At 61.8% G+C, this 22,522-nt stretch carries 26 protein-coding genes; 14 read left to right on the top strand and 12 right to left on the bottom strand.

From position 1 onward, the window contains the following. The first annotated feature begins 116 nt into the window (after positions 1 to 116). On the top strand, positions 117 to 611 hold the full coding sequence (locus HJB83_RS13625) for a hypothetical protein (protein ID WP_221131673.1): 495 nt from the start codon (positions 117 to 119) through the stop codon (positions 609 to 611). 24 nt (positions 612 to 635) lie between these two features. On the opposite strand, the gene HJB83_RS13620 is transcribed toward HJB83_RS13625, so the two are convergent. The 6 genes from HJB83_RS13620 to HJB83_RS13595 all read right to left on the bottom strand — a co-directional run bounded on the left by HJB83_RS13620 (position 636) and on the right by HJB83_RS13595 (position 6,266). After that, on the bottom strand, positions 636 to 989 hold the full coding sequence (locus tag HJB83_RS13620; protein ID WP_207584395.1) for a RidA family protein: 354 nt from the start codon (positions 987 to 989) through the stop codon (positions 636 to 638). A 308-nt stretch (positions 990 to 1,297) separates the two neighbouring features. Further along, the gene (locus tag HJB83_RS13615) at positions 1,298 to 2,167 is read right to left on the bottom strand and encodes a LysR substrate-binding domain-containing protein (RefSeq protein ID WP_207582106.1); all 870 of its coding nucleotides are present in this window, start codon (positions 2,165 to 2,167) and stop codon (positions 1,298 to 1,300) included. A gap of 130 nt (positions 2,168 to 2,297) precedes the next feature. Continuing rightward, a complete protein-coding gene (locus HJB83_RS13610; RefSeq protein ID WP_207582107.1) occupies positions 2,298 to 3,365 on the bottom strand; it encodes an ABC transporter ATP-binding protein in 1,068 nt (355 codons plus the stop codon). Between the two features lie 10 nt (positions 3,366 to 3,375). Further along, entirely contained in the window at positions 3,376 to 4,215 is an 840-nt protein-coding gene (locus HJB83_RS13605) for an ABC transporter permease (protein WP_207582108.1), read from the bottom strand. After that, the gene (locus tag HJB83_RS13600; protein WP_221131672.1) at positions 4,212 to 5,096 is read right to left on the bottom strand and encodes an ABC transporter permease; all 885 of its coding nucleotides are present in this window, start codon (positions 5,094 to 5,096) and stop codon (positions 4,212 to 4,214) included. Before HJB83_RS13600 ends, HJB83_RS13605 begins: the two co-directional genes overlap by 4 nt. A 93-nt stretch (positions 5,097 to 5,189) precedes the next feature. Continuing rightward, the gene (locus HJB83_RS13595) at positions 5,190 to 6,266 is read right to left on the bottom strand and encodes an extracellular solute-binding protein (RefSeq protein ID WP_207582110.1); all 1,077 of its coding nucleotides are present in this window, start codon (positions 6,264 to 6,266) and stop codon (positions 5,190 to 5,192) included. 261 nt (positions 6,267 to 6,527) lie between these two features. Here HJB83_RS13595 and speB point away from each other — a divergent pair, with 261 nt between their 5' ends. From speB to HJB83_RS13570, 5 genes are all read left to right on the top strand, one after another. Then, entirely contained in the window at positions 6,528 to 7,589 is a 1,062-nt protein-coding gene (gene speB, locus HJB83_RS13590) for an agmatinase (RefSeq protein WP_207582111.1), read from the top strand. 84 nt (positions 7,590 to 7,673) lie between these two features. After that, positions 7,674 to 8,471: a transporter substrate-binding domain-containing protein gene (locus HJB83_RS13585; protein ID WP_221131671.1), complete on the top strand. Its 798-nt coding sequence runs from the start codon at positions 7,674 to 7,676 to the stop codon at positions 8,469 to 8,471. A 144-nt stretch (positions 8,472 to 8,615) separates the two neighbouring features. Further along, a complete protein-coding gene (locus HJB83_RS13580; RefSeq protein ID WP_221115483.1) occupies positions 8,616 to 9,284 on the top strand; it encodes an amino acid ABC transporter permease in 669 nt (222 codons plus the stop codon). Next, positions 9,281 to 9,928, top strand: coding sequence for an amino acid ABC transporter permease (locus tag HJB83_RS13575; protein ID WP_207582114.1), 648 nt, complete (start codon positions 9,281 to 9,283; stop codon positions 9,926 to 9,928). Before HJB83_RS13580 ends, HJB83_RS13575 begins: the two co-directional genes overlap by 4 nt. Before the next feature lie 168 nt (positions 9,929 to 10,096). Continuing rightward, positions 10,097 to 11,068 carry an ornithine cyclodeaminase family protein gene (locus tag HJB83_RS13570; protein ID WP_207582115.1) on the top strand — a complete coding sequence of 324 codons (972 nt, stop codon included), beginning with the start codon at positions 10,097 to 10,099 and terminating at the stop codon, positions 11,066 to 11,068. Positions 11,069 to 11,121: 53 nt separating this feature from the next. On the opposite strand, the gene HJB83_RS13565 is transcribed toward HJB83_RS13570, so the two are convergent. The 5 genes from HJB83_RS13565 to tsaD are packed head-to-tail and all read right to left on the bottom strand — an operon-like array spanning position 11,122 to position 14,604. Further along, positions 11,122 to 11,769 (bottom strand): methyltransferase, encoded by a 648-nt coding sequence (locus tag HJB83_RS13565; protein WP_207582116.1) that lies wholly within the window; start codon positions 11,767 to 11,769, stop codon positions 11,122 to 11,124. Then, entirely contained in the window at positions 11,766 to 12,197 is a 432-nt protein-coding gene (locus HJB83_RS13560) for an EVE domain-containing protein (RefSeq protein WP_207582117.1), read from the bottom strand. The genes HJB83_RS13565 and HJB83_RS13560 overlap by 4 nt, the downstream gene beginning before the upstream one ends. 2 nt (positions 12,198 to 12,199) lie before the next feature. Next, a complete protein-coding gene (locus tag HJB83_RS13555) occupies positions 12,200 to 12,493 on the bottom strand; it encodes a YciI-like protein (protein WP_221131670.1) in 294 nt (97 codons plus the stop codon). A 9-nt stretch (positions 12,494 to 12,502) separates the two neighbouring features. After that, positions 12,503 to 13,486: an NAD(P)H-dependent glycerol-3-phosphate dehydrogenase gene (locus HJB83_RS13550; RefSeq protein WP_221131669.1), complete on the bottom strand. Its 984-nt coding sequence runs from the start codon at positions 13,484 to 13,486 to the stop codon at positions 12,503 to 12,505. Beyond that, positions 13,483 to 14,604: a tRNA (adenosine(37)-N6)-threonylcarbamoyltransferase complex transferase subunit TsaD gene (tsaD, locus tag HJB83_RS13545; protein WP_221131668.1), complete on the bottom strand. Its 1,122-nt coding sequence runs from the start codon at positions 14,602 to 14,604 to the stop codon at positions 13,483 to 13,485. The genes HJB83_RS13550 and tsaD overlap by 4 nt, the downstream gene beginning before the upstream one ends. Before the next feature lie 72 nt (positions 14,605 to 14,676). Here tsaD and hemC point away from each other — a divergent pair, with 72 nt between their 5' ends. The 6 genes from hemC (at position 14,677) to HJB83_RS13515 (ending at position 20,512) form a co-directional block, all read left to right on the top strand. After that, entirely contained in the window at positions 14,677 to 15,606 is a 930-nt protein-coding gene (hemC, locus tag HJB83_RS13540; RefSeq protein ID WP_221159562.1) for a hydroxymethylbilane synthase, read from the top strand. Between the two features lie 7 nt (positions 15,607 to 15,613). Then, complete coding sequence (locus tag HJB83_RS13535; RefSeq protein ID WP_221131666.1) at positions 15,614 to 16,321, top strand: uroporphyrinogen-III synthase; 708 nt, start codon at positions 15,614 to 15,616, stop codon at positions 16,319 to 16,321. A gap of 68 nt (positions 16,322 to 16,389) precedes the next feature. Continuing rightward, complete coding sequence (locus HJB83_RS13530) at positions 16,390 to 17,655, top strand: COG4223 family protein (protein ID WP_207582123.1); 1,266 nt, start codon at positions 16,390 to 16,392, stop codon at positions 17,653 to 17,655. 4 nt (positions 17,656 to 17,659) lie between these two features. Then, positions 17,660 to 19,267: a heme biosynthesis protein HemY gene (locus tag HJB83_RS13525; RefSeq protein ID WP_221131665.1), complete on the top strand. Its 1,608-nt coding sequence runs from the start codon at positions 17,660 to 17,662 to the stop codon at positions 19,265 to 19,267. Positions 19,268 to 19,284: 17 nt separating this feature from the next. After that, on the top strand, positions 19,285 to 19,770 hold the full coding sequence (locus tag HJB83_RS13520; RefSeq protein WP_207582125.1) for a TerB family tellurite resistance protein: 486 nt from the start codon (positions 19,285 to 19,287) through the stop codon (positions 19,768 to 19,770). Further along, complete coding sequence (locus HJB83_RS13515; protein WP_259671331.1) at positions 19,757 to 20,512, top strand: glutamine amidotransferase; 756 nt, start codon at positions 19,757 to 19,759, stop codon at positions 20,510 to 20,512. The genes HJB83_RS13520 and HJB83_RS13515 overlap by 14 nt, the downstream gene beginning before the upstream one ends. 30 nt (positions 20,513 to 20,542) lie before the next feature. Here the strand turns inward: HJB83_RS13515 and HJB83_RS13510 are convergent, their stop codons facing one another. Further along, the gene (locus tag HJB83_RS13510) at positions 20,543 to 21,778 is read right to left on the bottom strand and encodes an MFS transporter (RefSeq protein WP_221131663.1); all 1,236 of its coding nucleotides are present in this window, start codon (positions 21,776 to 21,778) and stop codon (positions 20,543 to 20,545) included. A gap of 111 nt (positions 21,779 to 21,889) precedes the next feature. On the opposite strand from HJB83_RS13510, the gene HJB83_RS13505 reads away from it, so the two are divergent. Then, complete coding sequence (locus HJB83_RS13505; protein WP_164007631.1) at positions 21,890 to 22,210, top strand: YggT family protein; 321 nt, start codon at positions 21,890 to 21,892, stop codon at positions 22,208 to 22,210. Beyond that, positions 22,207 to 22,521, top strand: coding sequence for a DUF167 domain-containing protein (locus HJB83_RS13500; RefSeq protein WP_221131710.1), 315 nt, complete (start codon positions 22,207 to 22,209; stop codon positions 22,519 to 22,521). Before HJB83_RS13505 ends, HJB83_RS13500 begins: the two co-directional genes overlap by 4 nt. Position 22,522 lies beyond the last annotated feature (1 nt).

Genomic DNA, 22,522 nt, shown 5'->3' with positions numbered 1-22,522 from the left:
GTCTTTTCCGCTCAATATTTGTGCCGATTCTGCAGCCTGAATGGACAAGCTTCGGCTTTTGGCGCAATCTGGCGTTAACGATTTGTTAACGATCGGAATTCCGGAGGCCAGCATCCATGTTTCGCAACCTGTCCGCAGTCACCCTGCTTGCCCTGTCTGCGCTTGCCGCATTCCCGGCCGCGGCCGGCGACCGGCATAACGATCATCGCTTTCCCGGCCATCGTCACGCTTTCCACGGCGGATTGTTTCTCGGCGAACGCGTGAACTGGCGCGATCGCGGTATCCGTTTCGATCATGCTTATGGCCGTCGGGCCGGCAGAGACAGGATGCCGTTCCTGAAGCAGTTTTCATCGGCGGCGACCAATCGCGTCGGGCGCAGCAATTTCGTCATCGGCTCACCCGAGCCCCTGGGTTATGACGGCGGCGACACCTATGCCGGCTCTTCCTATGTCTATCAGGCTGATGGCGGAACCTATGTCGGCGGCGACGGCTATGGTTTCTATCCCACAGCACGGCCTGAGCAACTGGCACCGAAGGCGAAGGTTATCGATATTGCAGTGCAGGACGATCCCTGCGCCTATGAGGCCAATGTCTGCGTCATCCGACCTTAAAGCATGATGACGAAAGCGGGCGGCTCAAATTTGCCCGGCCTCACTCTTTCGCGACGCGGCTATGTCAATACGTATGGCGCACATCGGCGGGAGATTCTTGTCCTCAAACGTTGCCCGCCGTGGCGTTCCGCTATCCGGCATCCAAGCATCCCAGGCTCTGTTCATTTCCTCGAATGAGGCAAGGTCCCTGAGCCAAATGTTGGCGAGAATGATCTCTGACTTGTCGGTACCTTCGCGTAGCAGCATGTCATTGATGCGCTCCAATATTTCGTTGGTTTGCGCCGTCACGCTCGCTCCCCTCGTGAGGTTTGCGACCTGGCCGGGCAGATAGGCGGCATTTGCGAGGAGAGTTTCGTCAACTTTGGCTTGCCCCATTATCGTATTCGCAGACTTCCATGAATGCTTGAGATTGGGCCGTCGACCCTTCCGATCACTGTGGGGCTTCGCTCGCCATTCCGGTAGAGGGATTTAAATTGACCCGATATAATGGAAGCTGAACGCTCCTAGAGCCTTTCCAGATTGAATCATTCTGTTGGCTGAAGCGATGCGTCTGGTGGGCCGGGCATCTCTAGCCTGGATCAGAGGCGAACGGCTCGGACGTACCAAGGGGTATGCCCCCCGCCAATCGCCTCTGCCCTGACGAAAACCTGCTCCGGCAGAATGCTTCAATCTGACCAGGAAAGGCTCTAGCTGGACAATATGGCCGTATGCCGCGAAATGAAGTCCACAAGGTAGCGCGCGCCTTCGGCCGTCTCGGACTGAGCATACAGACCGATCTCGATGCGCACCGGACCGGGCAGATCCGCCGATCGGTCAAGTGTCCGGCAGCCCTCCGGTTTTGTCGTGAGCATCATTGGCGCGATACCAATACCGACGCGAACCGCGGTCGCCATGGCCACGAGCGTCGATGCGACGCATGCCGTCTTCCACTTGATGTTCCGCTGGGACAGAGCCGCAAGCGTCGGAAGCGTCCAGGGACACTCCTCCTCGAACATAATGATGGGAAGCGGTTTTTCCGCGTCCGCCACAAAGTCGGATCTGACCGTCCACATCAAATATTCGGTCCAGATCAGGTTCGGTTTTCGTGAGAGGCAGGTGATGTCGCAAACCACCAGATCCAGCTTCCTGTCTTCAAACAGGCTGGCGAGGCGGCGATTCGGCTCGACAATGATGTCGATCTCGACCTTCGGGTTCTGGGCTCTGAAGTCACTAAGAATGTCGATCAGGTGGCCAGCTGCGAAGTCCTCAACGACGCCGAGGCGAATGCGGTCCTCGATCATCCTGCCTGTCAGCCTTTTCTCGACCTCGTCGCTGAGGGCGACCATTTCGCGGGCATAAGCCAGCATGATCTGCCCATGGCTCGTGAGCTCGAGGCCTTTTGACGAACGCGAAAACAGCGTAACACCAACAAGCTCCTCCAGCTTGCGGATCTGCATGCTTACGGCCGCCTGCGTTCTATTCAGCTTGACGGCAGCTCCATTGACGGTGCCGATCTCCGCGACGGTCAGAAATGCACGAAGCAGATAGGAATCAAGATCAAGCATCAGAAGCCGCATTCCATAGTTTGGGGCGCTCGAGTGCTGAGGGCCTCTCTGCCTATAAGCGGATATTGGACGAACCATGTTCTTCCGGCAACTGGCGATCCTTAGCCGGGCGCAGTGCAAGCTGCGCCCCGTCAATAACAGTTTATCGCGCGAAGAGAACGCATGCCTCGGGGAGAATGGAAACGCTGATCGCCTGCCCTCGCGCGAAGGCTATGTCTGGACGGTTCGGGCAAGCCGAGATTATGCGGTCGCCACTGACGAGGTCCAGAACGATATGCCTGAAGGCACCGAGTGTCACAACGTCGGCAATGCGTCCGGGCATGGCCGCCCCGGCACCCGGAACACCGGATGATATCTCGACGTTTTCCGGCCTCACGCAAATCTCGGCGGCACCTGAAAGGCTTCCGGCGGACGCGACCGGAAACTCCCAGCCGGATTCGGAACGAAACTTGCGAGCCGTTCCGCCTGCGGCCGAAATCGAGCCACGAATCCAATTCGTCCGCCCCATGAAATCCGCGACGAAACGCGAGTCTGGACGCCAATACACATCATCCGGCCTGCCGGATTGCATGATTGCTCCATGGTTCATCACGAATATGCGCTCTCCCAGGCTCATCGCCTCCTCCTGGTCGTGGGTTACCACGATCGCGGTCGAGCCGACCGCGGCGAGCACATCTTTCAATTCGGTGCGCAGCTCATGGCGAAGTTTGGCGTCGAGGGCCGACAGGGGTTCATCCAGAAGAACAAGGCTTGGATGGGTGGCGAGCGCCCGCGCAAGCGCAACACGCTGCTGCTGGCCGCCGCTCAACTGGTGCGGCCGCCGCTGTCCGAAACCGACGAGTCGGACGAGCTCGAGCATCTCGGCAATGCGGCGAGGTATTTGCCCCGGCGGGTGGTTGCGATGGCGAAGTCCATAGCCGATGTTCTGTTCGACGGTCATATGCGGGAAAAGAGCGTAGTGCTGGAACAGCAGCCCGACATTGCGCTCATAGGGTTTCAATCCGGCCATCGGCTCGCCGTCGATCAAGATCGAGCCTTTGTCGGGGCGCTCGAACCCGGCAATGAGCCGAAGAATGGTGGTCTTGCCGCAACCGCTCGGTCCAAGCAGTGCGATTGTTTCACCTGGGTTCACCGAGAAGGAGACATTACCGAGGGCGACCGTTTCGCCGAAGCGCTTGCTGACCCCTTGAAATTCCACGGCAGAAATCATCGTATTGTCCTCATGAACGAAACAAACCCTGGCCGACGACAGTGTCGAAGCCGACGACACGGTCCAGCACAACGATCAGCAACGCGGTGACGGCAATCAGGACCACGGCCGCCGCAGCGATCGTCAGATCGAAAGCCGCGCGCATGTTGCTGACCAGCGTAACAGGCAAGGTCGTTGCGGACGGATCGCTCAGAAAGAGACTGATCGATACGTCATCTATAGAAATTGCGAAGGCGAAGATCGCACCGGTGACAACGCCCGTCCGCATGAGCGGCAGGGTAATGGTCCAGAAGGCCTGGCGCTCGGTGGCGCCGAGAACCATTGCGGCTTCCGTCAATCGTTGGTCGCTGCCGAGAAGGCTGGCGAGACTGGTCCTTATGCAATAGGGCAACGTCACGATCACGTGGCCGAGAAGCAGGCGCGCCATACCATTTGTAATACCGGCCTTGGAAAGGAAAAGCAGGAGGCCGAATCCAATGACGACCGGCGGAACGATGAGTGGCGAGAGAAAGGCCGAAGTCAGCGCTGCCTTTCCTGGAAAATTGCCCCGGGCAAGGCCGACAGCCGCCGCAGTTCCGACCGTGACGGACAGAACCGTCGTGAGTACCGCCAAAATGAGGCTGGTGCGTAGGCTGGTAAGGATATCCGCCTGGGAGACGAGCCGTTCGAACCAGTGAAGCGACAAGGCAGGTGGCGGCAGTGGACCGAGGTAGGTCCTGGCGTCGAAAGCCATGAGGCATGTTATCGCCAACGGGATGGCGAGGAACGCCAATCCAAGGCCGATGACACCGTAGGCGAGGGAAACGGCGATCCGGTCTCCGGTTCGCGCTGCAAGAGACTGTCTGCTCATCGGGAAACCTTCCAGGCCTGGGCAAACGTTATGACAGCGACGACCGCCAAGGCTGCGGCAAGCATGACGAGCGAGATCGCCGCGCCGCTCGGATAGTTGGCGATATCGCTGAACCGGGTGTAGATGACGTTCGATATGAAAAGCACCCGGCCCCTCCCGAGCACCATGGGAATGACGAAGGCGCTGATCGCGAAAGTCAGCGAGACAAGCGTGCTTGAGATCAGAGCCGGGAAACTCAGGGGAAGTGTGATCGACAGATGGGCTTTCCATCCCGGCGCGCCGAGCGACTGGGCTGCATCGAGCAGACGCGGATCGATCGATTGCATCGCGCCAATCAGCGTGAGCGTTGCGACCGGTATAATCGAGTGAACCAGACCCGCAGTAACGACGATATTAATATATTCGCGGCTGTTGGGCGAAAAGCCAAGTGTCAGGAGGAGGGGTCGGAAGATGCCGACCGACCCGAAGGTCAGTTCGATCGCGTATGTCTTGATCAGGACGCTGGATAGAACAAGCGTAATCAAAAAGCCGAGGGTGAGCGCGCGCATCCGCGGGGAAATGCGCCGCACGATAAAGTAGGCCAGCGGGAATGCCACAAGCTGACCGATGATCGCGGCAACTCCACCGATCCAGAAGGTCGTCATCAGGACACTCGCAAACGCCTGGTTTGCAAGCTCGTAATAGTTTTGGACCGTTGCCGCGGCATTTTCAACGGAGCCGACGTGCCCCGGCGTAAACTCCTTCAAGCTTTCGATTGCCAGATTGATTAACGGTGACAGAAAACCGAATGCGAACACCAGGAGGGCTGGCCCGAGCGTCAGTGCCGCATCTCGGCGATCAGGAATAGAAATGGCAACGGGTTGCCGCTTTGCTTTGGTCATGGTGGAACAGCCTTTTCCTCGCCCTTACGGGCCACGAGAAAGGGAGGTTATCGAAGCCCGCGTCGCGCCTTCGATAACCTGCCGCGAGGTGCCTTAGAGCAACGGGGCGATGTCCTGTTCCCAGCGTTTGGACCAGGCATCCTGCTGTTCGAGAACGACATTGTAGTCCGGCACATAGACGAAGCTCGAAAACTCGTCCGACGTGAAGGACAGATGCTTGAGATTGTCGGGCGTGAGCGCCTTGCTGTTCAACGGCGCTTCGCCCGCCACCTTGGCGTAGAGCGAATTCATGTCCGGGCTGATTGCGAAGTTGACGAAATCGAGCGTTGCCTTGGTGTTCGATCTATTCTTCAGTACGCCGAAACCGCTCTGGTAGAGGAAGGCCCTGAAGTTGGTGTCCTTGGTGAAACGAGTAACCGGGAAGTTCTTCGCCACGGCCGCCCAGCCGGGCTCAGCAAAGAAGCCGACGGAGGTCTCGCCCGACGTCAGCGAATTTGTGAAATCGATATCGGTGATGGCGACGCGGCCGATATTGCCGGATTTCGCCAATTCCTTCATGAGCTTCCACCCGGGTTCCATATTCGTTTCACTGCCGCCAGCGTGAAGGGCGAGCGCGACAATCTGGAGCATCATGCTCTGTGTCGGGCCCGGCCAGCAGATCGCGCCCTTAAGATCGGGGCTGAGCAGATCATCGATGGTCTTCACAGCGATCGGAGCCGTGTCGGTTCGGGATCCAAAATACATGCCGCCAACTGCGCGTGGGACCGCTTTGATATTGCCCTTGCCATCACGAATGATGATTTTCTCGGGAATATTCGCAAGGTTGGGAACATCGGCAGGATTGATGGTCTCGAGCCAATCTTCCTTCACCATACTGTTGAATGAGCCTTCCCAGCCGGCGACATAGTCGTAGTCGACATTCGGCCAGACGGCCTTGATCTTTGGCAGGATCGCGCCCGCGCCGCCCTGATGAAGAACCCAGTTGAACGTCGCCGCATTCTGGTCGGCGGCGATCTGCTTCATGGCTTCGACGACATCGCCGCCCCATTCAACGGCGGTGAGATTGCCGCTGCCGGCTGCGGCGGATCTCGCAAACCCGGTCATCGTGCCGGCAATCCCCGCGGCAGCGGCGGATCCGAGGAAACGGCGGCGTGTCATATCGTGCAACATGGTAGGTCCCCTTTGTTGTCGGCCCTCTGCTGGACCGTTCGCATCGGAGACTGCTTGGAGGTTGCCAACCGCGGTAGTGGGAAAATTCTCGCCGGGTTATAAAGTTTTCTGAATATCCCGATGAACGCACTACCCGCATCGCGGAGCCTTGGCGGATCCGAGCTATCAAGAATCGTTATATCCCCTCTCGAATTTTCGCGGTTCCAAGAGAAGCGGGTGGCGCCGATGATGATGGCAGCATCAATACCGCGGGAGCCTGCCTTGACCATTGACCGAGATTTTCTGGAAGACTTGAGAAAGCGCTTCGGCAGCGCTGCAGGCGGTGAGATGGAAGATCCGCACTTCCGCGCCGTGGCGGCGAGCGTATTCAAGGACGGCGACAGCCGCAAATGGCCCTTCGCCGATCCTGCGACCTTTCTGGACGCCCGTTTCATCGAGAACGGCTTGCAGCCCGAGGTCCTTGAGGCGCTTGACATAGCTCTGATCGGCGTGCCGATGGATCTCGGCGTCACCAATCGCGCCGGCGCGCGGCTGGGGCCGCGGGCCGTCCGGGCGATCGAGCGTGTGGGCCCCTACGAGCATGTTCTGCGAGTCGCGCCAATGGGAGGGCTAACAGTCGCCGATGTCGGCGACGTGCCGATGCGCAGCCGGTTCGACCTGGCCGAGTGCCATGCCGACATCGAGGCCTGCTACCGGATGATCGCGGCAACCGGGGTTATCCCGCTGTCGGTCGGCGGCGACCATTCGATCTCCGGCGCCATTCTCAAGGGCCTGGCGGCCAGCCAGCCGGTAGGCATGATCCACATCGACGCTCATTGCGACACCGCTGGTCCCTATGAGGGCTCTAAGTTCCACCACGGCGCGCCCTTCCGCGAGGCGGTTCTGGCGGGCGTGCTCGATCCGAAGCGTACGATCCAGATCGGCATCCGCGGCGGCGGCGAATATCTCTGGGAGTTCTCCTTTGCCTCCGGCATGACCGTCATCCACGCGGAAGAGGTGGCGGAGATGGGCCTCAAGGCTGTGGTCGCAAAGGCTCTCGAGGTTGTCGGCGCTGGTCCAACCTATCTCAGTTTCGACGTGGACAGCCTCGATCCGGCCTTCGCTCCGGGAACTGGCACGCCAGAAGTCGGCGGGCTTCAGCCGAGGGAGGTTCTGAGCCTACTGCGTGGCTTCAAAGGCATCAACCTCATCGGCGGCGACGTCGTGGAAATCGCGCCGCAATACGACAACACCACCAACACCGCGCAGATCGCCGCGCAGGTCCTGTTCGAACTCCTGTGCCTCGCGATGTTCAGTCCCGCTGTCAGGACAAAGGTGACCTGAGAATCAACTCCACAACGGCAGCGTGCCTCGTGCCCGCTGCCATCCATCACCTGCCGCACAACACGTCTCAAAAAGGGGAACGACATGACTGCTCTTATGAAATTGCGCTACACCGCCACCGCGGCAATTGCCGTGTTCGGCATCCTTGCAGGGGCCGCGCAGGCCGACGAACTTGCCGATATCAAAGCCGCAGGCGAGATTAACATCGGCATCTTCTCCGATTTCCCGCCCTTCTCTTCGGCAAGCGCCGATATGAGCATCAAGGGCTATGACGTCGACGTCGCCCAGAAGATCGCCGACGGCCTCGGCGTGAAACTCAATCTCGTGAGCGTTACTGGCCAGAACAGGATCGCCTACCTGAACGACGATCGCGTCGACCTGCTGATGAGCGTCGGCTATTCGAAGGAGCGTGCCGAGGTTATCGATTTTGCCGCCCCGTACGCCCCCTACTATATCGCCGTCATCGGTCCGGCTGCGCTGAAGGTGAGCGGCAAGGAAGACCTTGTCGACAAGACCGTTGCCGTCAATCGTGGGACGCTCGAAGACACGTCGCTGACGGCCGCCGCCCCTAGCTCGGCTGCGATCCAGCGTTTCGAGAACTACAATTCGGTCATCCAGGCCTTCATATCCGGCCAGACCCAGTTGATGGTCGTCGGCAATGATGTCGGTGCGCAGGTTCTGGCACGACAGGACGAGCTGAAGCCGGAGCAGAAGTTCCAGCTCCTTAGCTCCCCCTCGCACATCGCGCTCCGCAAGGGCGAGGAAGGCCTGAAGAAGGCTGTCAATGACAGCGTCGCCGCAATGATCTCCGATGGTTCTCTCGACGCAAGCTCGAAGAGCTGGCTGAAAGCGCCGCTCAACCCTGAAAACCTGAAGGACTGACGAGGACGGCCTCCCACTCGCCAGAGCGTGATGCCGAAAGCTGTAAGCGATTCCGGTGGAGTCATGCTCCAATTCTTTGATTGAGAGGCGGATCGAGATTTCGGGCCGACCCGGCCCAGATCATCCGGCTCCAAAGGACAAACGATGAGATACAGCCTCGATTTCAATTGGCTTTGGGACGGAATGGGAGCTTTGGCTTATGGCGCAGGCACGACGCTTGCACTGACGGCCTCCACATCGGTCCTAGGGATCGTTCTCAGCATTCTCGGCGCGGCCGCGCGCCGGGGACCTTATCCATGGTTGCGCAAGGTCGTCGGCCTGTATGTGGAAGTCATGCGTAATACGCCATTCCTGGTGCAGCTGTTCTTCATCTTCTTTGGCTTGCCCAGCCTCGGCATTCGCCTCGATCCGATCTCTGCCGCAGTTCTTGCCATGACCCTCAATATGGCGGCCTACACGATCGAGGTGGTCGGGGCCGGGCTCGATGCCATACCGAGAGGCCAGAAGGAGGCTGCGCAGGCACTCGGCCTGAGGCCCCGGCTGGTGTTCTTCAAAATCATCATGCCGCAAGCGATTGCCATCATTTTCCCGGCGTTGACGAGCCAGATCATCATCATGATGCTGGAATCGGCGGTGGTTTCGCAAATATCAGTCCGCGAGCTGGCGCAGGAGGCCGATCTGCTTCAGTCGCGCACTTTCCGTTCCTTCGAGACCTATCTGGTGGCGACGTTGATCTACCTTTCGATGTCCGCCGCACTTCGCCGGCTCCTTTTCGCCGGGAAACGCCGTTTTCTGGGAGCCGGTCTGGCATGATTGAGTTCACCTTCTGGGACATTCTGCGCAATCTTGTCTTCGCGACACGCTGGACCCTGCTGCTTTCGCTCGCAGCCTTTGCCGGCGGCGCCATCGTTGGATTGGCGATCCTGTCTGCACGGATATCGAAAACGCGCTGGTCGCGCAGCTTCGCGTCCGGCTACATTGCCCTGTTTCAGGGAACGCCGCTCCTCATGCAGCTCTTTTTGATGTTTTTCGGCCTGCCGATGGTCGGCTTCCGGATCGAGTCATGGACCGCCGCCGTCTGCGGCCTGACGTTCTATGCTAGCGCTTATCTTGCGGAAATCTGGCGGAGCGGCGTCGAGGCGGTGCCGCGCGGGCAATGGGACGCCGCAGCCAGCCTGGGCTTGCATCGTCTCCTCGAACTTCGCCTTGTCATCCTGCCGCAGGCTTTCCGGATCACGCGCGCGCCGACTGTCGGGTTCTTGGTCCAGTTGATCAAGAGCACCGCACTGGCCTCGATCCTCGGCTTCGAAGAACTGCTGAAAACCGCGAACGCCATCAACAACGCGACCTTCGAACCTTTCAAGGTCTACGGTCTCGTCGCGTTGATCTTCTTCGCCCTGTGCTATCCGCTTACGCAATACGCCAGAATTCTGGAGAAGAAAGCTGCGTTTGGCTGAGCGGTGCCGAGTTGCTCCGCATTCCGATCGCAACGGAGTGTCCAAAGAGCCGATCCCGGTTGAAAAGATAGCGCGCCGCGAGCAGCGACGCGGCTCAGGCGCTGCTCTCGTTCAGTCACACAGAACTCGCTTTATCCAGCAGTCAAAACTTACTGAGAGATCGCTTCAATGACCGACACACAAATCCGTCTTCTCGATGCCCAGACAACCGGCGAGTTCCTACCATTCGGCGCGCTGGTCGCGACCCTGCGGCAAGCATTTGCCGAAGGCTGTGTTGTGCCGGTACGGCATCACCACACGATAGCCAATAGCGGCGAGCCGGATGCGACGCTGCTTCTGATGCCGGCCTGGCATGAAACGCACCGGTCGGAGCGCTACCTTGGCATCAAGATCGTTACCGTCTTTCCCGGCAACACGGTACGCGGCATTCCCGGTTTGACCTCGACTTACATGCTCTATGATGGCCGGACCGGGATGCAGCTTGCGCTACTTGACGGAAACACGATCACCACGCGCCGCACGGTAGCGGCATCGGCCCTTGCTGCGGACTATCTTGCCCGACAGGACGCACGCCGTCTGCTGGTGATCGGCGCAGGTCGCGTCGCGAGCCTCATACCCGATGCCTACCGCGCCGTCCGGCCGATCGCGCATGTCGATATCTGGGATATCGATCCCGCCAGTGCGGAACGGCTGGTGCAGAGCCTCCGGCAAAAGGGGCTCCAGGCCACTGCCGTTACGAATCTGGAAACCGCGGCGCGGCAAGCCGATATCGTCAGCGCAGCGACGCTGGCGACGGCACCGCTTATCCGGGGCGAATGGCTACGGCCGGGCACCCATGTCGATCTGATCGGCGGCTTCACCCCGGCGATGCGCGAGGCCGATGACGAGGCGCTTCGGCGCTCATCGGTCTATATCGACACTCACGAAGCCCTTCACGAAGCAGGCGATCTGGTTCAGCCGATGAGGGCCGGCGTCATTTCTACGGATGCGGTGCGTGCGACACTTGACGAGCTGTGTCGTCGGGATAGTCCAGCGCGGGCGTCCAACGATGAAATCACTCTCTACAAGGCAGTCGGAACGGCGTTGGCTGATCTTGCCGCCGCGACGATGGTGTATGAAGCCGCTTTGATCGCCGGCTGACGTCTTTTTGTCCGGGCGATCGCGAATGATCGAATCCTGAATGTCGATCCGACTTAGGAAACGAAGCGCCACACCGTCGTCTTCTTGATTTCGCTGTCCTCCAGCGCCCGCGTCACAGGCACCTCATAGGCTGCGCAGAATTCCAGCCGATCCCGAGGCAGGTAGCTGCGTCCGGGATCGCCGACCAGCACCGGCTTTCCCTGGTCCGCCAGCTTCGCGAACCAGGGAACGAGTGCATCGGCAAAAGCGCCGTCGTAGAAGACATCGCCGGCAAGCACGATATCCGCCTCGACGGCCTGCCCGATCAGATCGGCGCCGCTAAAGCCGAGCGAAACATCATTAGCCCCGCCATTCAGCCGGACTGCCGCCTCCGCCCAGGGATCGATATCATTGGCGGTGACCTCCCGGGCACCGGCCATAGCAGCCGCTATGCCGACAAGACCGGAACCGCTGGCGAAATCCAGCACCCGTTTGCCGCGCACCACCTCCGGATGATCGAGAATGTAGCGCGCCAGTCCTTGGCCGCCCGCCCAGGCAAAAGCCCAGAAGGGCGGCGGCAGGCCGATCGCTTCCAGTTCCTCCTCCGTCTTCAGCCACAGATCATGCGCCTCGCTCGCCAGATAGAGTGAAATCTCCGGCACATGCGGCGGCGGCATCGGGCTGGTATTGGCGCGGATGAAGGCTTCCGGATCGGTCTTCAACGCGGCGGATTGTCCAGTCCGCCCATGCGGCAGACTTCGAGATATTCCTCTTCCGTCACCGGCTGCACCGAAAGCCGCATCGAGGTGACGAGCGCCATCTTGGCGAGCTTCTCGCTCGCCTTGACATCCTTCAGCGTCACCGGCTTCGGCATGTCCATGACGGCGCGAATGTGGACGCAATCCCACTTCGGGTCGCCCTTGGCGGTGGAATCGGGCTGCGACAGCGCTGAGACTTCGACGATGCCGACGACTTCGAGCCCGTCATTGGAATGATAGAAAAACCCTTTGTCGGCGATCTGCATCGCCCGCATGTTGTTGCGCGCCAGATAGTTGCGGACACCGGTCCATTCCGTGCCCTTTTCGCCGGCAGCCTTCTGTTGCTCCCACGACCAGGAGGCGGGTTCGGATTTGTAGAGCCAGTGCGCCATGCTCAAGCCTCCGGTTTGTTGAAGACCCAGTTGAAGGCCTTGACGTCGACGCTTTCGAACAGTCCGGCCTTGGCATAAGGATCGGCATCGGCAAGCGCACGCGCTGCCTCTTTCGTCTCAGCTTCGACGATGATCAGGCTGCCGCAGGCTTTGCCGTCGTCATCGAGAAACGGGCCGGCGATCTTCAATGTGCCATCGGCATTCAGGCCGTTCAGATACTCGACATGTGTCGGACGCGTCTCCATGCGCACGTTCAAATGTCCCGGCTTGTCCTTGCAGAGAAGGGCGAAAAGCATGTCTGTCTCCTATTCGGTGGTGATCGGGCGCGTCATCAGTTGCTCTATCGCCTCTGATATATCGAGCCTGCCGTCGATAATGGCGGAAACGGCGTCGGTGATCGGCATGCTGACCGCAAGCTCTGCGGCAAGCCGCGAGGCGACGGAGGCGGCAAGCGCACCTTCCACCAGCGCGCCCTGCAGCGGATCGGCCTTTTCGCCGCGCCCGAGCGCGATGCCGAAGCGCAGGTTGCGCGATTGATGGCTCGTCGCCGTCAGTACCAGATCGCCGAGGCCGGAAAGCCCGCGCACCGTATCGGCCTGCCCACCCTTGGCGACGACGAAGCGCGACATTTCCGCAAGCCCGCGCGCAATCAGCGCCGCACGGGCGGAATCGCCGATGCCGCCGCCTTCGACGATGCCGCAGGCGATCGCCAGCACATTCTTCAGCGCGCCGCCGAGCTGTACACCGATGCGGTCGTTGGAGGCGTAGAGCCGAAAGGTCCGGCCGGAAATCGCCTGTGCAAGCCGCTCCGCGATCTCCATGTCATCAGCCGCGATCGCCATCGCCGTCGGCAGGCCCTTGGCAATATCGGCGGCAAAACCCGGGCCGGAGAGCACGGCGACGGAATGATCCGGCAGTTCCCGTTCCAGCATGTCGGTCAGAAGATTGCCGGTCGCCCGCTCGATGCCCTTAGCGCAGGTGACGACAACGGCATCCTTGGAAAGATAGGGGCCGTATTGCCGCGCCGCATCGGACTGCGCCTGCGACGGCATCGCAAAAAGCACGATGGAGGCGTCGGCAATCGCCTCCGCCTCGGCGGCAAATTCCAGCGTATCGGGCAGGAGAATACCGGGCAGCACCGCATCATGCAGCCGTTCGGCCTTCAGATCGGCCATCAGCGACGGATTGCGCCCGACGAGCGTCACCGCGCTACGGCCGGCAAGGGCGATGACGGTGGCGAGCGCCGTGCCGAAAGCCCCAGATCCGACGACGGCGATGTTTTCGCTCATGCCTTGGCCCCTCTCTTTCCGAAACCGATCAGCGTTTGCGCATGGGAATCGAGCGGCCAGCGTGAACGCGGCTGGACGTCGAGCGCATCCGGCGCGGCTCCGGTCGCCATCCGCTCCAGTCCTGCCCAGGCAATCATCACCGCATTGTCGGTGCAGAGGTGCAGCGGCGGCGCGATGAAGCGGAAGCCGTTCTTGTCGCATAGCGCCTGCAGCGTGCCGCGCAGTTCGAGATTGGCAGCGACACCGCCGGCAACGACCAGTGCCGGCTTCTCGCCAGTCGCTGGGCCAGTCGCTGAGAATGCCGCCGCAAATTCCGTCTTGAACCGCTGCAGGCCGCGGCCGATGCGGTCCTTCAGCGTGCGCGAAATCGCCTTCTGAAACGAGGCGCAGATATCAGCCACATCCTGATCGCTGAGCGGCGCGATTTCCTGAGCCGCCTGCCGCACCGCCGTCTTCAGTCCGGAGAAGGAGAAGTCGAGCCGTGCCTCGCCGACCAGCGGCCGCGGAAAAGCGAAGCGATCGGGATTGCCGTCGCGGGCCATCCCTTCCACCGCCGGGCCGCCGGGATAGGGCAGGCCCAGCAGCTTTGCCGTCTTGTCGAAGGCTTCGCCGAGTGCATCGTCGATCGTCGTGCCCCAGCGCTCGTACTGTCCGACGCCGCGCACCAGGATGAGCTGGGTATGGCCGCCGGAGACGAGCAGCATCAGATAGGGAAAGGAGAGCCCGTCCGTCAGCCGCGCCGTCAGCGCATGGCCTTCGAGATGGTTGACCGCATAAAGCGGTTTGCCGGCGGCTCTGGCGATCGCCTTGCCGGTCATCAACCCCACCAGCAGCCCGCCGATCAGCCCCGGCCCCGACGTGGCGGCAATGGCGTCGATATCGGCCAGCGACACATTGGCGCGCTTCAGCGCCTCCTCGATCAGCTCGTCCAGCGCCTCGACATGGGCGCGCGCGGCGATTTCTGGCACCACGCCGCCATAGGCGCTATGCTCGTCGAGCTGGGAAAGCACGATATCCGACAGCACGTTGGAACGCCCCTCCGCATCGCGCTCGACGACGGCGGCGGCGGTCTCGTCGCAGCTCGTTTCGATGCCAAGGATGCGCAGAAAGGGAACCATGAAGCCTGTTCGTTGATTGCGATGGGATGGAAACCCGTTTACGAGAACTCCGGTAACAACGGAATAGAGCGGATGCAAACAAAACCTTTCCGGATCGGCACGCGAGGCAGCCCGCTGGCGCTTGCCCAGGCGCATGAGGCCCGCGACAGGCTGATGGCGGCGCATCATCTACCCGAGGACATGTTCGAGATCGTCGTGCTGACGACCAAGGGCGATCGCATCACCGACCGTTCGCTGGCCGAGATCGGCGGCAAGGGCCTCTTCACCGAGGAACTCGAACAGAAGCTCGTTGCCGGCGCGCTGGATTTCGCCGTGCACTCCACCAAGGACATGCCGACGAAGCTTCCCGAGGGGCTTTATCTCTCCGCCTATCTGCCGCGCGAAGATATCCGCGACGCCGTCATCGGCCGTACCGCGCGCAAACTGATCGACCTGCCGCATGGCGCCACCGTCGGTTCCTCGTCGCTGCGCCGTCAGGCGCTGATCCGCCGCATGCGGCCGGATATCAACGTCGTCACCTTCCGCGGCTCGGTCGAAACGCGCCTGCGCAAGCTCGAAGAGGGTCAGGTCGATGCGACCCTGCTGGCGCTTGCCGGCCTGAAGCGCCTTGGCAAGGTCGAGGTGCTGACCGATATCCTCGATCCCGACACCTTCCCGCCGGCGCCGGCGCAGGGAGCGATCTGCATCGAAAGCCGCATCGGTGATACCAGGATCGACGATCTGCTGGCACCGGTCAACGACGCGCCGACCTTCGATACCGTCTCCTGCGAACGTGCCTTTCTCGCCGCTCTCGACGGCTCGTGCCGCACGCCGATCGGCGGTTATGCGGTCTGCGAAGGCGACCTGATCCGCTTTTCCGGCCTTATCATTACGCCTGACGGCCGCAGCCAGCATGCGGTGACCACCGACGGCCACCGCCGCGATGCGGCAGCCCTCGGCACCCGCGCCGGCCAGGACGTTCGAGCAAGGGCCGGCAGCGCCTTTTTCGACGATTGGCACTGACGCGGCCATGCGCGTGCTCGTCACCCGCCCCGCGCATTCGGCGACGAAAACCGCACAACGTCTGCGCGATATGGGCCACGAGCCGCTGCTGCTGCCGCTGCGTCGGCCCCTGCACGACAGCGCGGCAGCCGCGGCCGCGTTGGCTAGAACCAGCGGCGCAATCGCAGTGACCAGCGCCGAAGCTATCAGGGTCGTTGCCGCTCTCGAAGAGCAGCTTCGTCCGCATCTTGCCCGCCCGCTTTTCGCCGTCGGCGAGACGACGGCGGAAGAAGCGCGCAAGCTCGGCTTCCGATCGGTCGCTTCATCCAAGGGCAACGGCCGCGATCTCGCCGATCTCGTCGCGGCGCGGGAAGCGGACGAATTGCTCTATCTTGCCGGCTTGCCGCGCGCCGAAACTTTCGAAGCAGGATTGCGCCAACGCGGCATCCGCTTTTCCGTCGCCGAATGTTATCGCATGCAGCCGGTCGCCCCCGGCCCGGCAGAGATCGGAGCGATTTTCTCAGGCCGGAGGCCGGAGGTCATACTCTTCTATTCCCGGCAGACGGCCGAGGATTTCTTTCGCGTGCCGGAACTGCGATCGGCCCTGCCGGAAGAGAGCGGAATCCGCCTTATCTGCCTCAGCGAAGCGGTGGCGGAAGCGATTCCCGCGGCTCTGAGAAAAAGCGTAATGATTTCGCCAATGACGGATGAGAAAAGCCTTTTGTCGCTGCTTTGAAGGCTTTAGCCGCCCAAATTTGATCTAACCTCTTCCCTTAACTGGCATCACTGTCTAGTTTCGTTGCAATGCAGGATAAAGAGGACCTCATGGTATCGGGAAACCCGCCACGCCATTCGAAGAGCGCCGACGAGCCGGTCACGATCGACCTCGATGCACAGGAATTCGCCTCCGCAGCCGATACCGAAAAACCGGTGGACCATGAAACCGGCGATGCCGACAGCACCGCCGATGTCGGCCCGCCGCCCGAAACCGACACTGAGTCGCATGCCGAATATGAAGAGAAACCGGCGATGGATGCGCCGGAGGAGGAACCGGTAGCCCCGGAACCTTCCTTCACGCCTGCCGAACAGCCCGCGCCGAAGAGCGCCGCCACCTCCGGTCTCATTGCCGCCGGCATCGTCGGCGGCCTCGTGGCGCTGCTTGGCGCCGGCGCCATCCAATATGCCGGTTACCTCCCGGGCGGCTCTTCCGCGCCGCAGACGACCTCACCGCAGACTGCCGATCTTTCCGGCGAGATCGACGGACTGAAACAGGCCGTCGCCAACCTTGCCGCCAATCCGGCGAGCACGGATGACGGTGCGCTTGAGCAGCGCGTCGCCGCGCTGGAAACGGCTGCGAAGGCCCCGGTAGCCGCCGCACCGGCCAATTCGGCAAATGTCGAGTCACTCAACCAGAAGATTGCGGAACTGACCGGTCAGGTCGACCAGTTGCGCGCCACACTTTCCCAATCTTCCGAGCAGCAGACGACGAGCGGCGCCGATATCGCCAAGCGCCTCGAAGAGGCCGAAAAGAAGCTGAACGCGCCGCGCGAGGATGTCGCCGTTGCCCGGGCGATCGCAGCTGCCGCCCTCAAGGCCGCGATCGATCGCGGTGGGCCGTTCCTGGCCGAACTCGATACCTTCGCCGGTGTCGCACCCGACGATCCTGCGGTCGCTGACCTGCGCGCCTTTGCCGAGACCGGCATTCCCTCGCGCGCTGAACTCGTGCGTCAGGTTCCAGATGTCGCCACCGCGATCGTCGAAGCCGTCAACCAGCCGGATCCGAACGAGAGCTGGTCGGACCGGTTGATGTCGAGCGCCAAGTCGCTGGTGAGTGTCCGTCCCGTCGGCAATATCGAGGGCGAAAGCGTCGAAGCCGTCGCCGCCCGCCTGGAGGATAAAGTGAAGATCGGCGACCTGCCGGGCGCTACTGCCGAATGGAATAACCTGCCGGCTCCCGGCAAACAGGCTTCCACCGCCTTCAAGCAATCTCTCGACGCGCGTATCCGCGTCGAGGAACTGGTCGGCGGGGCGCTGTCGAAAGCGGTTTCCGGCACCGGCAAGGAGGGATGAGACCATGCTGATCCGCCTTGTCGTCTTCGCCCTCTTCGTGCTGCTTCTCGCCTATGGCTTCTCCTGGCTCGCCGATCGTCCCGGAGACCTCTCGCTGATCTGGGAGGGCCAGATCTACCAGACGAAGCTGATCGTCGCTGCCAGTGCGATCATCGCTCTGATCGCCGCCGTGATGATCGGCTGGTGGTTCGTCCGCCTGGTCTGGACCTCGCCGCATTCGGTGACGCGTTATTTCCGCGCCCGCAAGCGCGACCGTGGTTATCAGGCGCTGTCGACCGGGCTGATCGCCGCCGGCGCCGGCAATGCGCTACTTGCCCGCAAGATGGCCGCCCGCTCACGCGGTCTCATCCGCGCCGACCAGGAGCCGCTGATCAACCTGCTCGAAGCCCAGGCGGCCCTGATCGAGGGCCGCCATGATGAGGCACGCGCCAAGTTCGAGGCGATGGCCAACGATCCCGAGACACGCGAACTCGGCCTGCGCGGCCTTTATCTGGAGGCGCGCCGTCTCGGGGCCAACGAGGCCGCCCGCCAATATGCCGAAAAGGCTGCCGACAACGCGCCTTATCTGCCCTGGGCCGCACAGGCGACTCTCGAGTATCGCAGCCAGGCCGGCCGCTGGGACGATGCCATCGGCCTCCTCGAACAACAGAAGGCCGCCCGCGTCGTCGAAAAGGCCGAAGCCAACCGTCTGCACGCCGTCCTGCTGACGGCGCGCGCCGGCGAAATGCTCGAAAACAATCCGACCGGTGCCCGCGACGACGCGTTGCAGGCACTGAAGCTCGCCGCCGATTTCATTCCGGCAGCCCTTATTGCCGCCAAGGCGCTGTTTCGCGAAGGCGGTGTGCGCAAGGCCGCCTCGATCCTCGAACAGGCATGGAAATCGGCACCGCATCCTGAGATCGGCCAAGCTTATGTCAGGGCCCGCAGTGGTGATTCCACGCTCGACCGGCTGAAGCGCGCCGAACGGCTGGAAGGGCTGCGCCCGAACAACGTCGAATCCCTTCTCGTCGTCGCCCAGGCAGCGCTCGACGCGCAGGAATTCGCCAAGGCTCGCGCCAAGGCGGAAGCGGCAGCGCGCATGCAGCCGCGTGAGAGCGCCTTCCTGCTGTTGGCCGACATCGAAGAAGCCGAAACTGGCGACCAGGGCCGGGTGCGCCATTGGCTGGCCCAGGCGCTCAAGGCACCGCGCGATCCGGCCTGGGTGGCGGACGGCTTCGTGTCCGACAAATGGCTGCCGGTATCGCCGGTGACCGGCCGCCTGGACGCCTTCGAATGGAAGGCGCCGTTCGGCCAGGTCGAAGGTCGGCTCGAGGACGGCTCGGCGCCCGCCTCGATCGAAACCGCTTTGAAGACACTGCCGCCGCTGCGCGACGTCAGGCCGGAAAGCCCGGTCAACGACCATCGCATCATCGAACTGGAACGCGCCGCGACGATTGCCGAGGCGGCACGCCCGACGCCGGCACCGGCAAAACCGAAGCCCGCCGAATCCGTCAGCGAAAAAGCGCCCGCACCGGGCGAGACAAAACCTTTCTTTGGCGGCCGGCCGGATGATCCCGGCGTTCGCGATCCCAGGGTGGAACAGGAACCCAAGACCCGGCTCCGCCTTTTCTGAAATGGAACGAAAACCGCATGTTCGAACGCTTTCAGGCATTCTTCCAGAATCTTACCGCCGACCACCCGAAGAAAGGCTTTGCCCCCGATGATCCGCGCATCGCGGTGGCGGCACTCTGTATGCAGGTCATGGAGGCCGACGGTCAGATCAAAGCCAGCGAGAAGAAGCGGCTGCGCAAGCTGTTGAAGGAGCAGTATGCACTCGACGGCAAGCAGCTCGATGCACTGATCGCCGCCGGCCTTGAGGCCGAAAGCACCGCCGTCGACTATTATCGCTTCACCGCCGACTTGAAACGCCATCTCAATACCGAGCAACGGCTGGAGCTGATCGGCATTCTCTGGGACATCGTCTATGCCGACGGCGAACGCAGCGAAATGGAAGACCATGTGATCTGGCGCATCGCCGATCTGCTCGGCGTCTCCTCGCGCGAGCGCATCCAGAAGCGGCAGGAGGCCGCCGCCAGGGTCACAGATGTCCGGGTTGCGCAAGATGACACCGACTGAGCAAAACCCCAACCGCGACCGGCGCCCGATCCTCATTGTCCTGCATCAGGAGCGGTCGAGCCCCGGCCGTGTCGGCCAATTGCTTGTCGAAAAGGGCTACCGCCTCGATATCCGTCGCCCGGTTCTCGGCGAGCCGCTTCCGGCGACGCTCGAAGACCATGCCGGCGCCGTCGTCTTCGGCGGGCCGATGAGCGCCAATGATCCCGATGACTTCGTCAAGAAGGAAATCGGCTGGATCGACGTTCCGCTGCGGGAAAAACGCCCTTACCTCGGCATCTGTCTCGGCGCGCAGATGCTGGTGCACCATCTCGGTGGCAAGGTGCAGCCGAATACCGACGGCTCGACGGAGATCGGCTGGTACCCGCTGCGCCCGACCGAGAAAGGCCGCCTGCTGATGCACTGGCCGAAGATGGTCTATCATTTCCATCGCGAGGGCTTCGAGCTGCCGCACGGCGCCCACCTTCTGGCCGAAGGCGATGCTTATCCGAACCAGGCCTTCCGCTACGACGGTAACGCCTGGGGCCTGCAGTTCCACGCCGAATTGACCCGGGTGATGATGCACCGCTGGGTGGTGCATGGCGCGCATCGCTTCATTCTGCCGAACGCCCAGCAGGGCCGCGAACACCTCGAAGGCCGCATGCTGTTCGACGCGCCGCTGAAAGCCTGGCTGAACGAATTCCTCGATATTGTCTTCGAAGGCAAGACGGCAAAGGCCGCCTCCCCGATCACGCTTCCTGCGTAGAGACCTGTATATACGGCAGCATGCGCTATCTCACGTGCTGGGCGCGTCGAGCGTATCGATCCGCCGCAATTTCGGGAAACTCGAAGCCCAGATCGCCGCCACCGCCAGAGTTCCGATCCCGCCGATGACGACCGCCGGCACAGCGCCGAAGATCGATGCCATCGTGCCCGCCCGGAATTCTCCGAGTTCGTTCGAAGCACCGACGAAGACCATGTTGACTGCATTGACGCGGCCGCGCAGCTGATCCGGCGTCCAGAGCGCAATCAGGCTCTCGCGGACATAGACCGACACCATGTCGGCCGCCCCCATCAGCGCCAGCGCCGCGATCGAGACTTCGGTATTGGTCGAGACCCCGAAAATGATCGTTCCGACGCCGAACAGGGCAACGCCGATGAACATGTAGATGCCGGCGCGGTGCTTGAGCGGATAGGCGGCAAGGAAGATCGCCATGACGATGGCGCCAAGTCCCGGTGCGGCGCGCAGCAGTCCGAGGCCCCAGGGGCCGAGGGTCAGGATATCGCGGGCGAAGATCGGCATCAGTGCGGTTGCGCCGCCGAGCAGCACGGCAAAGAGATCGAGCGAGATCGCCCCGAGCACCACCCTTTCGGCGCGGATGAAACTGAAGCCGCCAAGGATCATCGCCCAGCTCTTGGTCTCGCCGGTCGTCTTCTGCACCGGTTTCGGGATCATGTAGAGAAGAGCCGCACCGAGCACCGAAAAGATCACCGCCACCGTATAGGCGGTCGGTGCGCTGACGCCGTAGAGCAGACCGCCGAGCACCGGCCCGGTGATTGCTGCGAGCTGCCAGGACGACGAATTCCAGGCGATCGCATTGGAGAGATCCTGCTCCGGCACGAGATTGGGAGCCAGCGACTGCACCGCCGGCGACATGAAGGCGCGTTCGATGCCGAAGATCAAAAGCACCGCGAAAACAGGCAGGGGCGTGAAGGTTCCCATCGCCGTCATGACAAGCAGCGCCAGCGTGCAGAGCGCGCTCACCAGCGAGCAGAGGGCCGCAATCGCCCGGCGATTGTACCGGTCGGCCACCGAACCGGTGACGAGCATGAGCAGCAGCGACGGCAGGAACTGCACAAGGCCAATCAGGCCGAGATAGATTGCGCTGCCCGTCTGGTCGTACATCTGCCAGCCGACGGCGACGCTGACGATCTGCTGCGAGAAGGAAAGCAGGAACCGCGCGAAGAAGAACCGCGTGTAGGACGAATGCCGGAACGCGGCAAAACGGTCTCCGGTAGGCGAAAACGACATGGGTGTTTTCCGAGGAGACGGGCGCGCCGGAATTGCGGCAAGGCAGCCCGTTAAACATGATTCACCGCGTGTTTCCACACGGCACTTGCTCGTTTAGTCGCCAATGTCTACATGTCTGTCAACAACGAATTGGAGACGACGATGTTTGCGCTGTTTCAAACCATTGATTTGGCTTTGAATATTTACACCTGGATCCTGATTGGCAGTGCCGTTTTTTCCTGGCTCTATGCCTTCAACGTCATCAACTCCAGCAATCAGTTCGTCAATTCGGTCGGCACATTCCTCTATAATGTCACCGAACCGGTGCTGAAGCCGATCCGCCGCTTTTTGCCGAACCTTGGCGGCATCGACATTTCGCCGATCATCCTGCTGCTGATCATCTTCTTCCTGCGCACCTTGCTTTGGACCACGGTCTACCCGCTGGTCGCTTGAGCCGTCCCTGGAGTCTTTTCAATGATCATCTGCGCCTCGCCGTCCGGCTGACGCCGAATGGCGGGCGTGATGCGATCGATGGCATCGAGGCGGATGGCAAGGGCGGCGAAACCCATCTGAAGGCGCGCGTCACTGCCGTGCCGGAAAAAGGCAAGGCCAACAAGGCCCTCATCCGTCTGGTCGCCGGATCGCTGCGCATCCCCAAAACCAGCGTCAGCCTCATCTCCGGCGACACCGCGCGCAAAAAAATCCTCCGGATCGAAGGCGACCCGGAGGATTTGGCAAAAAAACTAGAAGTGCTTTTCAGTTAGA

Source organism: Rhizobium sp. NZLR11 (assembly GCF_019685115.1).
In the GTDB taxonomy this organism is placed as follows: domain Bacteria; phylum Pseudomonadota; class Alphaproteobacteria; order Rhizobiales; family Rhizobiaceae; genus Rhizobium.
The sequence above is the reverse complement of the archived record's forward strand: the minus strand, read 5'-3'. Positions and strand labels throughout refer to the sequence as shown.

What these genes read in the sequence shown, in the direction of transcription:
- HJB83_RS13530 (WP_207582123.1), top strand. Translation starts at nt 16,390, where the DNA reads ATGCAGGATAAAGAGGACCTCATGGTATCGGGAAACCCGCCACGCCAT.
- HJB83_RS13525 (WP_221131665.1), top strand. Translation starts at nt 17,660, where the DNA reads ATGCTGATCCGCCTTGTCGTCTTCGCCCTCTTCGTGCTGCTTCTCGCC.
- HJB83_RS13550 (WP_221131669.1), bottom strand. Translation starts at nt 13,486, where the DNA reads ATGAGCGAAAACATCGCCGTCGTCGGATCTGGGGCTTTCGGCACGGCG.
- HJB83_RS13535 (WP_221131666.1), top strand. Translation starts at nt 15,614, where the DNA reads ATGCGCGTGCTCGTCACCCGCCCCGCGCATTCGGCGACGAAAACCGCA.
- HJB83_RS13600 (WP_221131672.1), bottom strand. Translation starts at nt 5,096, where the DNA reads ATGACCAAAGCAAAGCGGCAACCCGTTGCCATTTCTATTCCTGATCGC.
- HJB83_RS13575 (WP_207582114.1), top strand. Translation starts at nt 9,281, where the DNA reads ATGATTGAGTTCACCTTCTGGGACATTCTGCGCAATCTTGTCTTCGCG.
- HJB83_RS13580 (WP_221115483.1), top strand. Translation starts at nt 8,616, where the DNA reads ATGAGATACAGCCTCGATTTCAATTGGCTTTGGGACGGAATGGGAGCT.
- HJB83_RS13505 (WP_164007631.1), top strand. Translation starts at nt 21,890, where the DNA reads ATGTCTGTCAACAACGAATTGGAGACGACGATGTTTGCGCTGTTTCAA.
- HJB83_RS13605 (WP_207582108.1), bottom strand. Translation starts at nt 4,215, where the DNA reads ATGAGCAGACAGTCTCTTGCAGCGCGAACCGGAGACCGGATCGCCGTT.
- HJB83_RS13560 (WP_207582117.1), bottom strand. Translation starts at nt 12,197, where the DNA reads ATGGCGCACTGGCTCTACAAATCCGAACCCGCCTCCTGGTCGTGGGAG.
- HJB83_RS13585 (WP_221131671.1), top strand. Translation starts at nt 7,674, where the DNA reads ATGACTGCTCTTATGAAATTGCGCTACACCGCCACCGCGGCAATTGCC.
- tsaD (WP_221131668.1), bottom strand. Translation starts at nt 14,604, where the DNA reads ATGGTTCCCTTTCTGCGCATCCTTGGCATCGAAACGAGCTGCGACGAG.
- HJB83_RS13520 (WP_207582125.1), top strand. Translation starts at nt 19,285, where the DNA reads ATGTTCGAACGCTTTCAGGCATTCTTCCAGAATCTTACCGCCGACCAC.
- HJB83_RS13595 (WP_207582110.1), bottom strand. Translation starts at nt 6,266, where the DNA reads ATGTTGCACGATATGACACGCCGCCGTTTCCTCGGATCCGCCGCTGCC.
- HJB83_RS13515 (WP_259671331.1), top strand. Translation starts at nt 19,757, where the DNA reads ATGACACCGACTGAGCAAAACCCCAACCGCGACCGGCGCCCGATCCTC.
- HJB83_RS13615 (WP_207582106.1), bottom strand. Translation starts at nt 2,167, where the DNA reads ATGCGGCTTCTGATGCTTGATCTTGATTCCTATCTGCTTCGTGCATTT.
- HJB83_RS13510 (WP_221131663.1), bottom strand. Translation starts at nt 21,778, where the DNA reads ATGTCGTTTTCGCCTACCGGAGACCGTTTTGCCGCGTTCCGGCATTCG.
- HJB83_RS13625 (WP_221131673.1), top strand. Translation starts at nt 117, where the DNA reads ATGTTTCGCAACCTGTCCGCAGTCACCCTGCTTGCCCTGTCTGCGCTT.
- HJB83_RS13555 (WP_221131670.1), bottom strand. Translation starts at nt 12,493, where the DNA reads ATGCTTTTCGCCCTTCTCTGCAAGGACAAGCCGGGACATTTGAACGTG.
- HJB83_RS13570 (WP_207582115.1), top strand. Translation starts at nt 10,097, where the DNA reads ATGACCGACACACAAATCCGTCTTCTCGATGCCCAGACAACCGGCGAG.
- HJB83_RS13610 (WP_207582107.1), bottom strand. Translation starts at nt 3,365, where the DNA reads ATGATTTCTGCCGTGGAATTTCAAGGGGTCAGCAAGCGCTTCGGCGAA.
- hemC (WP_221159562.1), top strand. Translation starts at nt 14,677, where the DNA reads ATGCAAACAAAACCTTTCCGGATCGGCACGCGAGGCAGCCCGCTGGCG.